At 41.0% G+C, this 14,930-nt stretch carries 12 protein-coding genes and 1 pseudogene; 8 read left to right on the top strand and 5 right to left on the bottom strand.

The features are described from left to right. The first annotated feature begins 121 nt into the window (after positions 1–121). The gene (locus AABK37_RS05495) at positions 122–451 is read left to right on the top strand and encodes a YbjQ family protein (protein ID WP_039741135.1); all 330 of its coding nucleotides are present in this window, start codon (positions 122–124) and stop codon (positions 449–451) included. 950 nt (positions 452–1,401) lie between these two features. Beyond that, positions 1,402–2,028 carry a hypothetical protein gene (locus tag AABK37_RS05490; RefSeq protein WP_432550587.1) on the top strand — a complete coding sequence of 209 codons (627 nt, stop codon included), beginning with the start codon at positions 1,402–1,404 and terminating at the stop codon, positions 2,026–2,028. A 127-nt stretch (positions 2,029–2,155) separates the two neighbouring features. On the opposite strand, the gene AABK37_RS05485 is transcribed toward AABK37_RS05490, so the two are convergent. Together AABK37_RS05485 and sufR are read right to left on the bottom strand one after the other, a co-directional pair. Then, positions 2,156–2,419, bottom strand: coding sequence for a hypothetical protein (locus AABK37_RS05485; RefSeq protein ID WP_432550586.1), 264 nt, complete (start codon positions 2,417–2,419; stop codon positions 2,156–2,158). 105 nt (positions 2,420–2,524) lie between these two features. Next, positions 2,525–3,199 carry an iron-sulfur cluster biosynthesis transcriptional regulator SufR gene (sufR, locus tag AABK37_RS05480; protein ID WP_432550585.1) on the bottom strand — a complete coding sequence of 225 codons (675 nt, stop codon included), beginning with the start codon at positions 3,197–3,199 and terminating at the stop codon, positions 2,525–2,527. 225 nt (positions 3,200–3,424) lie between these two features. Here sufR and sufB point away from each other — a divergent pair, with 225 nt between their 5' ends. The 6 genes and pseudogenes from sufB to AABK37_RS05450 all read left to right on the top strand — a co-directional run bounded on the left by sufB (position 3,425) and on the right by AABK37_RS05450 (position 9,817). Continuing rightward, the gene (gene sufB, locus AABK37_RS05475; protein ID WP_432550584.1) at positions 3,425–4,864 is read left to right on the top strand and encodes a Fe-S cluster assembly protein SufB; all 1,440 of its coding nucleotides are present in this window, start codon (positions 3,425–3,427) and stop codon (positions 4,862–4,864) included. Positions 4,865–4,936: 72 nt separating this feature from the next. Next, positions 4,937–5,719 (top strand): Fe-S cluster assembly ATPase SufC, encoded by a 783-nt coding sequence (gene sufC, locus AABK37_RS05470; protein WP_432550583.1) that lies wholly within the window; start codon positions 4,937–4,939, stop codon positions 5,717–5,719. After that, entirely contained in the window at positions 5,719–7,044 is a 1,326-nt protein-coding gene (gene sufD, locus AABK37_RS05465) for a Fe-S cluster assembly protein SufD (RefSeq protein ID WP_432550582.1), read from the top strand. The genes sufC and sufD overlap by 1 nt, the downstream gene beginning before the upstream one ends. A gap of 118 nt (positions 7,045–7,162) precedes the next feature. Continuing rightward, the gene (locus AABK37_RS05460; protein ID WP_432550581.1) at positions 7,163–8,425 is read left to right on the top strand and encodes a cysteine desulfurase; all 1,263 of its coding nucleotides are present in this window, start codon (positions 7,163–7,165) and stop codon (positions 8,423–8,425) included. A 101-nt stretch (positions 8,426–8,526) separates the two neighbouring features. Beyond that, positions 8,527–9,174, top strand: a pseudogene (locus tag AABK37_RS05455) (hypothetical protein). Between the two features lie 10 nt (positions 9,175–9,184). Beyond that, positions 9,185–9,817 carry a Uma2 family endonuclease gene (locus tag AABK37_RS05450; protein WP_432550580.1) on the top strand — a complete coding sequence of 211 codons (633 nt, stop codon included), beginning with the start codon at positions 9,185–9,187 and terminating at the stop codon, positions 9,815–9,817. Between the two features lie 149 nt (positions 9,818–9,966). On the opposite strand, the gene AABK37_RS05445 is transcribed toward AABK37_RS05450, so the two are convergent. From AABK37_RS05445 to AABK37_RS05435, 3 genes are all read right to left on the bottom strand, one after another. Then, complete coding sequence (locus AABK37_RS05445) at positions 9,967–11,058, bottom strand: glycosyltransferase family 4 protein (protein ID WP_432550579.1); 1,092 nt, start codon at positions 11,056–11,058, stop codon at positions 9,967–9,969. A gap of 98 nt (positions 11,059–11,156) precedes the next feature. Further along, positions 11,157–11,942 carry a PIG-L deacetylase family protein gene (locus AABK37_RS05440; protein WP_432550578.1) on the bottom strand — a complete coding sequence of 262 codons (786 nt, stop codon included), beginning with the start codon at positions 11,940–11,942 and terminating at the stop codon, positions 11,157–11,159. 737 nt (positions 11,943–12,679) lie between these two features. Beyond that, positions 12,680–14,860: a hypothetical protein gene (locus tag AABK37_RS05435; protein WP_432550577.1), complete on the bottom strand. Its 2,181-nt coding sequence runs from the start codon at positions 14,858–14,860 to the stop codon at positions 12,680–12,682. Positions 14,861–14,930: the final 70 nt, after the last annotated feature.

Here is a 14,930-nt window from a genome sequence, read left to right as displayed (position 1 = left end):
GAGAAAGAAAAAGTTACATATGGTGGCAAACAATATCGTCATCACTATATCTAAATACCTATTCCAAATCTAAAATCCGGTTAGAAGCACACAACAGACGTAACGCTCAAGAGGCTAATTTATGATTTTAACCACGACCGATGTAATTCAGGGGTCTGTCATTCAGTCATATTTAGGTATTGTGACGGCAGAAGTCGTCTACGGCAGCAATTTCCTACGGGATTTTTTCGCTAGCATTCGGGATATTGTTGGTGGACGCACCGGCAGCTATGAGCGCTTATTTGAGCAAGGTCAACGTAAGGCACTACAAGAGTTAGAACAGCGGGCATCGCGTTTGGGGGCAGATGCTGTTGTCGGGATTGAATTTGATACTGGTACGATTAATGTTGACCAGTCAGGGGTTTTGTTGCTGATTACCGCGACAGGCACCGCTATCAAGCTGCGTAATTGAAGAATGCCTTGATTACTTGATGTGCAGCAATAATTTTTGTTCCCTTTTTATCTAAGAGAACTTGAAAAAGTTAGCTGCACATCCCAATGTAGCTGAAAACGTATTGCCAAAAATTTATCAGGGAGGGGGAAAGGGAAAAGGAAAAAAGCGGAAAATCTGAGCGGAGGTTTCCTCCGTTCGCCCAAGGCAAAGTTGCCGTTGGCGAAGCCTCTCCGACAGGAGAAGGCATCAGACTTTTTCAAGACAGGGCAAAGGGGAAGAAGTCATTTAAAAACCCAACCGAATTCTTTTTTCCAATTCTATTCCCTGCGCGGGTTTAAGACCCCCACAACTATGAAGTGGTCTTTAATTGGGATAGTGCAATACCAATACATTTTCTTCCCCCTTTACCCAATCATAGGCAGGTGCTACAACGCTTGGTACCCCACGCCAGTCGCCGAGGGCGTTCGTGACCTCCGCACAGCGCTGGCTCCGCAACGCACTGCCTCCCCTTTCCCCTTTACCCCTCTTCATGAATTGTTATTATTAATAAAAATTTATCTACCTTAACTTACTATTTTGCCTAAATTACGTTAATCTGCTTAATACTCATCAGACAAATATAATCAGTAGGGTGTCGTACTTTCGGCGCTTCGCACTCTACAATTTAAAATTCTTAACATACTGGGAAATATTTCCGCATTATGATTTGAATTATTTTTAACGTGGAATAACTGGATTTTAACTTAATAATTCATCTCTGCCAAAATTAATGATTAATTCATAATCTCAACAGACTTCAACAGTTATATTAAATAGTATTAAAGCCTTTTCAAAATTATTACTAAAGATAGAGTTAATAAGTATTTCTATTGATAGATATAAAAATTCAGCAAGAGGAATTTAATCTTAATACACAAGCAAGAATATAGCTGAAAAAACTGCTAAAAAAGTGAGGAAAAAGATAAGCTATGTCATACGTAAATAGAGTTGGTGATGATGTAATTAATGAGCCGGCGGTAGTGGGTAGAGTTGCTGATTATCACGATCGCGTTCGTTGGGGTCCGATTATTTCTGGTTTGTTAGTTTCCCTAGCTACGCAATTAATTTTAAGCGCTTTATTTGCAGCGATCGGCGCAGGTAGTATTGCAAATTCTGGCGCACCCAGAACAAATGCTCCTGATGTTGCTGGAAATGTGGGAATTTGGTCAACTATTGGTTTGTTAATTTCCCTTTTTACTGGTGGTTGGGTGACTGCTCGCGCTTGTGGTCCGATGAACCGCAGCACCGCTCTTCTCAATGGGGCAATTCTCTGGGCTACCACTTTAGCAGTTAGCTCTTGGCTCTTGGCTAGTGGGGTATCTGGTGCTTTTGGTGTTGCTGCTTCTAACGCTGGGGAAGTGATTAACCAAGTGCAACAACAAGGTGGTGTGAACGTACCCCGAACTAATGTAAGTGCTGAAGAAGCTCGCAATATTGCTGGTGCTACATCTAGAGGTTTGTGGTGGTTTGTATTCGGTTCTTTGCTGGGTTTAGTTGCATCAATGATTGGAGCGGTTACAGGTGCTCGCAGTCCGCGTACTAATACTTACACTTAAAATGTGGTCTGTAAAATTAATTTACATCGCATGAGACAGCACCTCGAAAAAGGTGCTTTTTGCTGTTTGTTTAGATTATTTATTGTAGAGACGTTCCGCTGGAACGTCTCTACGATTTTTTCATAATTTACCAATTCAGGTATGCAGACTCTGTTCCTTGCTCTCGGCGAATCTTACCATCTTTCTCAAACCAAGCAATCACTTGCTGTGTTGTTAAATCTTCAATTCTCACATCATACTCTTGGGCGATGTGCTTCAAAAGTTTGAGAGATGAAATTGTTAATCTCGTTAAAAACTTTTCTGGGGAAGAAAGCAAGGCAGCGTCAACTTTGGCTGACTCTTCTAAAGTTAAGAATTGTGTTGACGGCTGCTGTTGTGGGGGTAAATTCATAACCTTTAACTAAAACTTAACGGACAATTGCTAATTTGTAATTTGTAAAACAGATTACGACGTAGCTCTTATTTATGACTTAAAGTTAATGTAAATATAAATTTCTTAATCTAATTCGGCGCAAGGTTTTCGCGCTTGTACCAAATAGCCACAACGGTGTTCGCCGTTGATAATCCAATGAGTCCGCTCTACTGTACAATCTGGGAGAACGGCGGCAAACATTTCTAATTCATGACCGCAAATGCTGGGGAAAGACTCGGCAACGTTGGAAATGGCGCAGTTATGCTCCATTAAGATAAAGCGATCGCCTTCTGATTCATTCGATTCTACCGGGTGACACTCTGCCATGAAGCCTTCAGCTTTTCTCAACTCAACTAAGTTTTCCACCCGTTCTTTGAGCGAACCTTTACCCAAGCGATCGCGATATTCTTGAGCTTTACGTTCCCACTGTTTTCTTAAAATCGTGCTTACTTGGTCACGTCCTACCGTTTCTGCTAATGTATCCAGCAGAGAAACAGCAAATTCCCCATAACTATCACCTCGTTGCAGGCGATCGCGTCCTTCACGACTCAAATGATAAACGTGCTGCGGACGCCCCATCCCTTCTTGTATCGATGAATACAAAATTAGCTTTTCCGCCTCCAAATCTTTGAGATGGCGACGAATCGCTTGCGGGCTAATATTTAAAATCTCGGCTAGCTCAAAAGCTGTTGCCCGTGAGTGTTTCAGGAGATATTCTAGAATCTCTTGCTTGGTTGAGGACTGCTGGGTAGTCGCCATCTTAGTCCTGAAAAATAATTAGGAAATTTCACTTTGACAACATTCTTGTTGTTAATGTAGCGTAAAATGGAGATAACTTAAACAACTAACTTGTTGTTTTACTCTCCATCCTTATTGTAACACCCGCGTAACCACTCTGGGTTAACGATGAAGGGAAATCGGCTTACCGCCCGTCTCCCATCTGTGAAAGAGACACCTAAAAGAGAACACGAGAGAAAAGAACTGATGAGTGCCACTGTCAAAACCTTAGTCAACCAGCCCTACAAATATGGCTTTGTCACCAATATTGAGGCAGACACCATACCGCGTGGGCTAAACGAAGATGTTATCCGCTTGATCTCCAGCAAGAAGAACGAGCCGGAATTCATGTTGGAGTTTCGCCTCAGAGCCTATCGCCAGTGGCTAAAAATGACAGAACCGACTTGGCATAGCGTTCAGTATCCGCCAATTAATTATCAGGATATCATCTACTATTCCGCACCGAAACAAGCGAAGAAAAAGCTTAACAGTTTGGATGAAGTAGATCCCACTCTGTTGGAAACCTTTGAAAAGCTAGGTATTCCCCTATCAGAACAAAAGCGTCTGGGAAACGTCGCTGTAGATGCCATTTTCGATAGTGTTTCTGTCGCCACTACATTTAAAGAAAAGCTGCTCAAAGACGGCGTTATTTTCTGCTCAATTTCCGAAGCGTTGCAGGAATACCCCGAACTAGTACAAAAGTATCTGGGTAGCGTTGTTCCTGCCGCCGATAACTACTTTGCGGCATTGAATGCGGCTGTATTTAGCGATGGTTCTTTTGTCTATATTCCTAAAGGCGTAAAATGCCCGATGGAATTGTCTACCTACTTCCGGATTAACAGCGGCGATACCGGACAATTTGAGCGTACCTTGATTGTTGCTGAAGAAGGCAGCTATGTTTCCTACTTGGAAGGCTGTACCGCGCCGATGTACGATAGCAACCAACTACACGCGGCTGTGGTTGAACTTGTTGCTCTGGACAACGCGGAAATTAAATATTCTACAGTACAGAATTGGTACGCCGGCGATGAAAAAGGCAAAGGTGGTATTTACAACTTTGTCACCAAACGCGGTTTGTGTCAGGGTGTAAATTCCAAGATTTCCTGGACGCAAGTAGAAACCGGTTCTGCGATTACTTGGAAGTATCCTAGCTGCGTGTTGGTGGGCGATAATTCTGTGGGTGAGTTCTACTCGGTAGCGCTGACAAATAATATGCAGCAAGCCGACACGGGAACCAAGATGATCCACGTTGGTAAAAACACTCGCAGCACGATTATCTCTAAGGGAATTTCTGCTGGTAATTCTAGTAACAGCTATCGCGGTTTGGTGAAGATAAATCCGAAGGCAGAAGGAGCTAGAAACTATTCGCAGTGCGACTCGATGCTAATTGGGGATAATGCTCATGCGAATACTTTCCCATATATCCAGGTGCAAAATAATACTGGAAAGGTGGAGCATGAAGCTTCTACTTCCAAGATTGGGGAAGACCAATTATTTTACTTTGCACAGCGCGGCATTTCTAGTGAAGACGCGGTTTCGATGATGATTAGTGGCTTCTGTAAGGATGTGTTTAATCAGTTGCCGATGGAATTTGCGGTGGAAGCTGATAAGCTGTTGAGTTTGAAGTTGGAAGGTAGTGTTGGTTAACTGTAGTAAGCACTTCAGTGCTTTTATTAAGCGCTGAAGCGCTTACTACGAAAGAAATAAGAGAGAGAGAAGATGATTATTGAAAATAGTGAAGTCGTGCTGTCAGTAAGAGATTTGACGGCTAATGTTAATGGGACGCCGATTCTCAAGGGTGTGAATATTGAGGTGAAATCGGGCGAAGTTCATGCGATTATGGGACCGAATGGTTCTGGTAAAAGTACTTTTTCTAAGGTTTTGGCTGGACACCCAGCTTATGAGGTAACTGGTGGTAGTTGCACCTTTATGGGGCAAAATCTGCTGGAAATGGAACCGGAAGAACGCGCAAGAAGTGGTGTATTTTTGGCGTTTCAGTATCCGTTGGAAATTCCGGGTGTGAGTAATTTGGATTTCTTGCGGGTGGCTTATAATTCTCGCCGGAAAGCGCAGGGTTTAGAAGAAATTGATGCGTTTGATTTTGATGATTTGATAGAGGAAAAGCTGGATGTTGTGAAGATGAATCCGGCTTTTCTGAATCGTAGTTTGAATGAGGGTTTCTCTGGTGGTGAGAAGAAGCGGAATGAGATTCTGCAAATGGCATTGTTAGAACCAAAGTTGGCGATTCTGGATGAGACTGATTCGGGTTTGGATATTGATGCGCTGAAGATTGTCGCGAATGGAGTAAATCAGCTGGCGAGTCCGGAAAATGCGACGATTATGATTACTCACTATCAGCGGTTACTTAATTATATTGTGCCGGATTTTGTGCATGTGATGGCTCAAGGGCGGATTCTTATCAGTGGTGGTAAGGATTTGGCGCTGGAGTTGGAGTCTCGCGGTTATGACTGGGTGTTGGAAGAAGCTGAGGTGGGTGTGTAATGTCTATTGAAGTTTCTCCAAGTCCGATTTCTAACACTTTGGTGGATAAAGATGCTTATTTAACTGGGTTGTTAGATAAAGTAGTTGCATCAAAGTCAGAGGGTTGGTTGCAAGATGTGCGTCAACGTGCTGCTGATTGGGTGCGTCAATCAAGACTTCCTACTACCCGCGATGAAGAATGGCGTTTTGCTGATTTGTCATCTTTGCGTGAGGTGCAATTCAATGTAGAGACGTTTTTACCAAATATTACGCCTTTTAGTTTACCGGAAGCGAATAAGAGCTGTTTGGTTTTTGTGAATGGTGTTTATGCACCTGAGTTATCTGCTGTTTCTGGTTTACCTGATGGGGTGGTGGTTAGCAATTTGGCTAATTTACCTGGGGGTTATGATGAGCGGGTGCGGCAATATTTGGCACAAGCGTCAGGCGATCGCGAGGTGTTTACTGCTCTGAATACTGCTGGTATGACTGATGCGGCGGTGGTATGGGTGGGGAAGAATGTGGTGGTGGAAACACCGATTTATTTGGTGTTTGTTGCTTTGGGTGAGGGGAGGATTGCTTTACCGCGTTGTTTGGTGGTGGCTGAATGTGGTTCGCTCTTTAGTTTGGTGGAGGAGTATACGAACCGCAGAGACGCAGAGAACGCAGAGGGGGAGAGGGTTTATTTTAATAATGCGGTGACGGAGATTTGGGTTGAGGAGAATGCTGAGGTTAGTCATACTCGGGTTGAGTGTGATGGTGCTGAGACTTTTCATGTTGGGAAGACTGCGGTGATGCAAGCTCGTTACAGTCGGTATAGTTGTAATGCTGTAAGTTTGGGTGGAAGGTTTTCGCGTCACAATTTAGAGATTTTCCAAACTGGTGAGCAAACGGAAACTACTTTAAATGGGTTGACGATGATTAAGGATAAGCAACTGGCTGATACTCACAGTGTAATTGCTCTCAATTATCCGCACAGTGTGAGTCGGCAATTGCATAAGTGTATTGTAGGCGATCGCGCTCATGGAGTTTTCAATGGCAAAGTTTTTGTCCCGAAACCTGCACAGTTAACTGATGCGGCGCAATTAAATCGCAACCTGCTACTATCATCTAAAGCTAGGGTTGATACTAAGCCGCAGTTGGAAATTACGGCGGATAATGTTAAATGCGCTCACGGTGCGACTGTTAGTCAGTTGGAAGATGATGAAATATTTTATCTACAAAGCCGAGGTATTGATGCGAATGATGCTCGCAACTTATTAATTAATGCTTTCGCGGCTGAAATTATCAACCAAATACCGATTCCTTCTTTGCGCGAAACTCTCACGCAAACAGTCAACAGATTTTAGATTTTAGATTTTGGATTTTAGATTGGGTATTGAATAGTGGTTAATGCTGAACTAACAATTTCTCATTTTTAATCCAAAATCATAAATCCAAAATCCAAAATCCAAAATCCAAAATAGTATGACTTTTACACCAACAAAAACCCTCGCCGATCAAGTTCGCGCTGACTTCCCAATATTGAATCAGGAAGTCAACGGCAAACCTCTAATTTACCTGGATAATGCTGCTACCTCGCAAAAACCTTTGCTGGTACTTAATCGTTTGCGAGATTATTACGAGCAGTATAACGCTAACGTGCATCGCGGAGCGCATACTCTCAGCGCGAAAGCTACTGATGCTTATGAAGCGACGCGAGACAAAGTTGCTAAATTTATTAATGCTGCATCTCGTCAAGAAATTGTTTACACCCGCAACGCATCTGAGGCGATTAATCTGGTAGCCTACAGTTGGGGAATGAGCAATTTGCAACCGGGAGATGAAATTATTCTCTCGGTGATGGAACACCACAGTAATATTGTACCTTGGCAATTGGTGGCGCAAAAGACGGGTGCAGTTTTGAAGTTTGTTGAATTGACACCTGAAGAAACTTTTGATTTAGAACAGTTCAAAACTCTGCTTTCGGAAAAAACTAAATTGGTGTCAACGGTGCATGTTTCTAACACTTTGGGTTGCATTAACCCGGTGCAAGAAATTTGCGCTTTAGCGCATGAATACGGTGCAAAAGTGTTAATTGATGCTTGTCAAAGTGTCCCTCATATGCCTGTTGATGTGCAGGAAATAGATTGTGATTGGTTAGTTGCTTCCGGTCACAAAATGTGCGCCCCAACTGGGATAGGCTTTTTGTATGGCAAGTTGAATTTGTTGGAATCAATGCCGCCGTTTTTTGGTGGTGGGGAAATGATTGCGGAGGTGTTTTTAGACCATTCGACCTACGCAGAATTACCGCATAAATTTGAAGCTGGTACACCGGCAATTGGGGAAGCGATCGCTCTCGGTGCTGCGGTAGATTATCTTAGTAGTATTGGCATGGATAAAATCCACGCATATGAAGCGGAATTAACTGCTTATTTGTTTGAACAATTGCTGCAAATTCCCGAAATCAGAATTTATGGTCCCAAACCCGATGCTGATGGTGAAGGTAGAGCTGCTTTGGCTGCGTTCACCGCTGGAGAAGTCCACGCTAATGACTTATCTACATTATTAGATCAAGAAGGCGTAGCGATTCGTTCTGGACATCACTGTACTCAACCATTACACCGTTTTTTGGGTCTTCCGGCAACCGCAAGAGCAAGTTTATCTTTCTACAACACCCGCGAAGAAATTGATGTTTTTATCAAAGCGTTGAAGGAAACCCTTGAGTTTTTCGGTGGTTTGTTTGGTTAATAGAAAATATTTGAATACTGATTGTGTCAATTATTAGCAACGAATCATGCTTGTAATTGGCACAATTTTAATATATGGGTTTATGAACAGGAGTAACTAAAGTGTCATACAGTGACTTTACTTTAGATAGAGTGAGGAGAAGCTTTGGCTTAACTATTTCCGATAAAGTTGATATATTTTCTTCTGTATTAGAGTTATAATTACCGCCATTACTATCAGATATTATTAGGGAAAATATACCATTAGCTTTGGCTAGTAATACAGAAAAATCCCGTTCGGAAATGATTATTGCCCCTATTTTAATTGCAGTCAGAAAATATTTAAATTATCAAGTAAGTTTATTTTCGGGAATTGACTTTACAGTTGAACCATCACAAGGACTAAATGGAAATTGTGATTTTCTGATTAGCCGTTCACCAGAATTATTAATTGTCAGTGCCCCAGTAGTAACGATTGTTGAAGCTAAAAAGGAAAATATTAATGCCGGATTAGGTCAGCGAAAAGTTTGAGCGGAGGTTTCCTCCGATCAAAGCTTTTCAAGAGAGTGTGTTGCAGAAATGATCGCAGCTAAATTGTTTAATGAACGCGAGGGAAATAATATTCAAACAATTTATGGAACTGTCACTACTGGAACTAACTGGAAGTTTCTTAAACTTATTGGGCAAGTAGTTGAGATTGACTTGAGCGAATACTATATTAATAATATAGGTAAAATTTTGGGAATTTTATCTAGTATTCTGACTGAATGAGTACTTAAAGATGATTATATCTTCAAGCATTGCCGAACAAAGAACAGTGCTACACAACATTAGCTGGGAAACCTTTGAAGCCTTGCTAGCAGAAACAGGTGAGGATAGAGGTTCCCGATTTGCTTATGAAGATGGCACTTTAGAAATTATGACTCCACTTTTTGAACACGAAAATCCTAAAAGTAACTTTGGTAATTTTATTGTTGCTTTAGCAGAAGAACTAGAAATTGAAATTAAAAGTGCTGGTTCGACAACACTGAAGCGAAGAATCCCAAAAAGAGGCATAGAACCAGATAACTGCTATTATATCCAGAATGAATTAGCTATTAGAGGTAAAGAAACTCTAGATTTAGAAACAGATCCAGCACCTGATTTAGCAATTGAGATTGATATAACTAGCAGTTCAGTTAACAAATTAGAAATTTATTCAGCACTTGGTATCGCTGAACTATGGAGATATAACGGACGAAATTTGAAATTTTATCAGTTAATAGAAGGGCAATATGTTGAATGTGAATTTAGTATTGCTTTTCCGATAGTATCGGTGAGTGATATAAGCAGATTTATTCAGCAAAGTAAAACTATGGGAGAAATTGCTTTGCTGAAATCGTTTCGCGCTTGGGTGAGGGAAAAGTTAGGATAGTTAGGTAGTGAAAAATCTGGGGAATTCTCTCGTTTTATGGTGTAGATAAGTCTTTAGTAATGGCATGAGAAAGGCGATCGCATTCCCCAAGCCAAACACTAAAAGAAACGCGATCGCCTATAATTCCACTACTCTTCATGACAGAAAAATTAAACGCTCACACTACTGTGACATAGATTGTAGTTTGGTACTAATTCACGATAAACATTGAGTGTTTCTTTATTTACCCGTGCAGCACTAAACCGCTCTATATTTTGTTTCCCTTTGTATTTCCATTTTTGCATTTCCCAAGGGTTACTAAGTAATTTCTTCATAGCAGTTGCGACAGCAAAGCTATTTTTAGGTGACACCAAAACACCAGCTTCTCCATTATCTAAAGTTTCAGGAATGCCGTCTACGTCGCTGGCAATAATCGCGCAACCAGCTTCCCGCGCTTCTGTGAGAACCAAACCAAAAGATTCGTGGTGTGAAGCGAGGACGAAGATATCAGTTGCTAACATATAACGTTGCGGTTCGCTTTGGAAGCCTTCAAAATGAATGCGCGAAGCGAAAGCTGTATTTTGCACTTTTGCCTCAAACATTGCCCGATCCGGACCATCTCCCACTAAATATAGATGAGCATCGGGAAAGTCGGCAGCTATTATTACGAAGCCGTCGATTAATTCACCAATTCCTTTGCGTTGATACATTCCTGCTACGGTGGCGATCGCCGGACGGTGTAGGGGTAAGGGTTCGTAGTCTAGAATACTGCGATGCCGGGGACTACCCAATGTACCATTAGCGACGACTCGCAATTTTTTCTTCGGTATACCGCGTCGCACCATCGAATCTGCGACTGCATTACTAACTGCAATTACGCGATCGGCTAATCCCATCAGTACTGCACTACGCTGAAATTCATTGTGTACGGTGGTAACTAAACTATATCCAAAGTTCTTTTTAAACAGCCCTGCTAGCACAGATCCTGTCATCATATGTGCATGGACAATATCCGGCTGAAACTTTTGTATGATTTTTTGATAATGCCCAGCTGCTTTAATTAAATTTGGCGGTGTTCTAGACTGATTTAATTGAAAGTGTTGAGCGCCATAATTTGCTAATAATCCTTCATATTCGCCACCAGCAGATGCCATCGCAACATCGTGACCATCTTTTGCTTGCAAACAAGCTAGGTCTACTGCCACATTGACAATACCGTTACCAATTTGTTGTATATGATTAGTAAGATGTAGTATACGCATTTTTATTTCTCCACAGGGTCGCCGAGATTAAATTGATTAACTTTAAAACTTGAGACGCAACCTCTGCTTAACTCTTAATAATAAAGAAGTTTCAGCTACTAGGATTCTACTTTGAAGAATATTTCATAAGACCCCAAAAATCGCTTGATAAAGCCAGGGGGTAAACCTTCAATTTGAGAAGAATATGAGGCGATCGCTCTATTTTTTTTGTCTTGAACTGCTGCAATTGATAGCCGATAAGCATCTGCTATATCCTGCAACTTCAGCATAATAAATAGTGGCGCTCTCCAAAATAACCAAATCGCATACTCTAGCAGTTCAACTTCGATTTTGGCTTGAGCGATCGCTTCTTTTACTAAGGTATATGCAGCTTCATGATCCTTATGGCAATCTTTTTGATGTGGAACGTAGACTTCCCCTGGTTTATACTTTTGAAGCAGTTCAACTATCTGCTCAATCGTCTGTTGTCGTTGCAATGCTTCTAAATCTCGTAATGTTCCATCTACCTTATCCAAAAAGTAAATTTCTGATGGTTCAACTCCTAAAATATTCAATGCTGTTACGGCTTCTTGTTTGCGAATTTGGATGATTTTATCTTTAATTTCCGAATCCTCGCCAACTGAACCCTGTCCATCCGTCAGAAAAGCTACTACTACTGGTATTCCCTGTTCCCTTTTTAAAGCAATCATCCCACCGCAACCAAAAGTTTCATCATCTTGATGCGGAGAAAACACCATTGCTGATTTTTTGCTAAATGTTAGCGGCATACTTCCACGACGCAAAATCCACCGAACTAGTAAGTTAGAGTGCATATATTGCACTTGATAAAGCCAGGTATTTGGAAGTAATTTTTCTACCCTTTGGAGAATTTTTTTATAATTCATAGTCACTTTTTTACTCAATATAATCTGAGAAAACCTTCTAGAAGGTTTTTCTTTCTTTCATGCATATTTGTCTGAGTTTTATTTCTGGCTTTTACATAATACCACTTTTATTAATAACAGTTTCATGTTTTTCTTTTTGTTAAAAAAACAATATCTAAGTTTAACAATCACTTTACCTATGAGGAAATTTAAGTAATTTAACTTATAAATCTGCCTAGCAATGTTAGTTATTTGCTTGGTGACTAATTTAAATTTAATTATTAACTGGAAATTTTTTCCGTCTATACAAAGTTTATAGTAAGATTTATTTCTAATAATCTTAAGTGAATAAGTATTAGTTAAAACTTACTTTATCTACATTTACATAATCTCGAATAATTGTCTTCTAGATTACATTTGTTTGCTTTGACAACAGAAAATAAGGGCAAATTTTCAGATGCGATCGCTACCCAATTTTTGATATTAGCAGTACTACGCCATTAGAGGTTAAAGGTTAGACTGTATCTTGCGATTGAAAAATACCACTACTGTGCGTAATAAGTATCCCCTAATGATACCAAAAATGTTTAAAAACATACTTGAAATTAAACTATTGATATAAGTCAGGCATTCGGTGTCAAGCTAGCCGATTGTCAACTTTCATCCAACAGACTTGAGGTGAAAATTATTCTTCTCAAACTCCGAATACCCACTTATAATACTGTAGCAGATTATGTATTTTTTAAATGTGTTATAAATCACTTTGGTAGATTGTACACAATCACTTTTCCTTTCGCATCTTCCTCAACAAACACTAAGTACTGACCATTTGATCGGCGAAAAGCGCGGATACCGTATGGTATATCAATCCAACCACTTTCGCCCTTGACTTCTGCACCAGGTTTTAACTTTTGAACTTCCGCTCCCGTTGCTGTATTGTAGACATATACTTCTGCGGTTTTCACTGTGACGGCAAACACGTAATCTCCTGCCACACTCATTGCGGCTGTAGACACTTCGCGTTTGCCAGTCGTGTCGTAGGGAATCACAGTTCGCCAACGGGGAGTGCCATTTCCTTTGCTCCAATTGTCAAAACGGGCAATTTCCGATCCAGCATTTGTGGCATCGTCGCCGACTGCGGGGTGATCTTTAGTGAAGCCAGACAAATACATAGTGTCTGTTTCCGGGAAATATTCGATTCTCCTGATATCAGTGAATATACTTGGTGTGTTTTGTTTTTGGAGCGAACTAGAAGTATAAATTGGGTTGCCGTTTTTATCTAGTCCTTGTAACGGATAATGCCGAATGCCGATACCATCTAGAGTTCGCAAGGTTTTCCAAACATCTCCTTTGCTGTCTACCCACAATCCCCCCAGGTAGGGATAATCTTTTGGTAAAGAATCGTATTCGCCTTTGTCAAAGGCGCCGTTACCATTGCGATCGCCCCAAATCCATTCTCCTTCTTTGGGTATATTAGGAAGCCAACTTACAGCTACTGGTTTTCCATCTTTTTCTGGTGTTCCCCAAAACATTCCCGCTGGTATGGCAATTTTGCCATCACTGTTCGGATTGAAACGATAAATCTCTATAAAGCTGGCAAAGATATCTGTGAGAAACATAAAAGGCTTGCCTTTAATGCGCCGAAAAAAGGCTGAAGTCGGCGCTGTATGCAAACGCGGATCTTGTGGGTATTTGAAAGGATTTATTGTGTAAGCTTTGTAAGTCGCTTGCTGACCAGCAGGCTTGTTATAATTCATGACGAATTGTTCTTGCTTCGTAAATACCTCAACTCCATCACTAGCTGGGTCAGTATCAGCATTATCGACAAAATGCAAACCTAACAATTGCCACTGTAGTTTTCCGGTAGGTGAAAACTTCCGCAAATCCGTGCCTGAATAATTGAAACCATTACTATTTATATAGATATTACCTGCGGCATCTGTGCCGACTCCAGTAATACCGTAAAATTTCAAATCACTGATTTCCCCAGCCGTACCTTGATATATACCACCTTTGCTGCCGAAAGTTCCGGTTAATACTGGCTTTTTTTTAATATTGTAAATTAATACTTGCTGGCGCGAATCATTTTCTGCTACTAAAAGTCTATTTTGATTATCGATGGCGATCGCTTTTGGCTCAACTACATCGGCAATCTGTTCTGGTAACTGTTTTCCTTGTCGCGAATAATGTAGAATCTTTGCCGGATTACTATTTTTTTTCGGCTGAATAATCCATAAATTTCCTTGACGGTCAACGCTTATCTGTCCGGGATTGCTAAAGCTAAAGTTGCGAATTTCGTCTAGAGTTTCGCTGTTGTAAACTCGAATTTTATTGTCAGCGGAATCGCTAACATACAACTCGTTTCCTGAAGTTGCCAATCCAGTAACTTCGCCTTTAGTACTGACAATTAACATGCTGCGATCGTAGCCGCGTCCTTTACTAAAAGCAGCAGGTTTGCCAGATAAATCGTAGCGTCTTACACAGTACCAAGTTGTTTTTTCTGGGGGATAATCAGCTTTTATGTTGCCCATCGACCCCTGAATCATGGCAAGGTAAATGTATTTGCTATTTCCTGTGACAGCTTTGCCCCCGCTACGACTCCAACCGTGGGTTTCCACAGAAGAACCAATAACATCGCCATCCTTGTATATTCCGGCTTCTCTGCCGGCTTCATCCCAACCGCTGTTAGTATAAACTGTACCGTTTGGGGCAACATACATCGCTTCAATCTGGTTTTGTACCCACTTATCGCCACCGCCAAATGTATTACCTATCCAAGAGGTTTTGTAGGTGGTTGCTGACGCTACATTAGCAGTTAAATATGTTGCAATTCCAATTGAAATAATAATTCCAGCTATCAGACTAAGTAAAAAACTGATAACCTTACCCCGCCGATCATTTATTGACAAAAATAAATTCTTGATGTGCTGATTAAACATTTGCATTCTGTGATTGTTACTTTTGACGGTGTTTTGTTTCTGCCGCAGTTATGGCTTCTGATAAATGCCA

It is taken from the genome of Tolypothrix sp. VBCCA 56010 (genome assembly GCF_050875635.1).
In the GTDB taxonomy this organism is placed as follows: domain Bacteria; phylum Cyanobacteriota; class Cyanobacteriia; order Cyanobacteriales; family Nostocaceae; genus Hassallia.
This window is presented reverse-complemented; position numbering and strand designations above follow the sequence as displayed.

Coding starts and splice junctions, on each gene's coding strand:
- AABK37_RS05495 (WP_039741135.1), top strand. CDS start 122: ATGATTTTAACCACGACCGATGTAATTCAGGGGTCTGTCATTCAGTCA.
- AABK37_RS05490 (WP_432550587.1), top strand. CDS start 1,402: ATGTCATACGTAAATAGAGTTGGTGATGATGTAATTAATGAGCCGGCG.
- AABK37_RS05485 (WP_432550586.1), bottom strand. CDS start 2,419: ATGAATTTACCCCCACAACAGCAGCCGTCAACACAATTCTTAACTTTA.
- sufR (WP_432550585.1), bottom strand. CDS start 3,199: ATGGCGACTACCCAGCAGTCCTCAACCAAGCAAGAGATTCTAGAATAT.
- sufB (WP_432550584.1), top strand. CDS start 3,425: ATGAGTGCCACTGTCAAAACCTTAGTCAACCAGCCCTACAAATATGGC.
- sufC (WP_432550583.1), top strand. CDS start 4,937: ATGATTATTGAAAATAGTGAAGTCGTGCTGTCAGTAAGAGATTTGACG.
- sufD (WP_432550582.1), top strand. CDS start 5,719: ATGTCTATTGAAGTTTCTCCAAGTCCGATTTCTAACACTTTGGTGGAT.
- AABK37_RS05460 (WP_432550581.1), top strand. CDS start 7,163: ATGACTTTTACACCAACAAAAACCCTCGCCGATCAAGTTCGCGCTGAC.
- AABK37_RS05450 (WP_432550580.1), top strand. CDS start 9,185: ATGATTATATCTTCAAGCATTGCCGAACAAAGAACAGTGCTACACAAC.
- AABK37_RS05445 (WP_432550579.1), bottom strand. CDS start 11,058: ATGCGTATACTACATCTTACTAATCATATACAACAAATTGGTAACGGT.
- AABK37_RS05440 (WP_432550578.1), bottom strand. CDS start 11,942: ATGAATTATAAAAAAATTCTCCAAAGGGTAGAAAAATTACTTCCAAAT.
- AABK37_RS05435 (WP_432550577.1), bottom strand. CDS start 14,860: ATGTTTAATCAGCACATCAAGAATTTATTTTTGTCAATAAATGATCGG.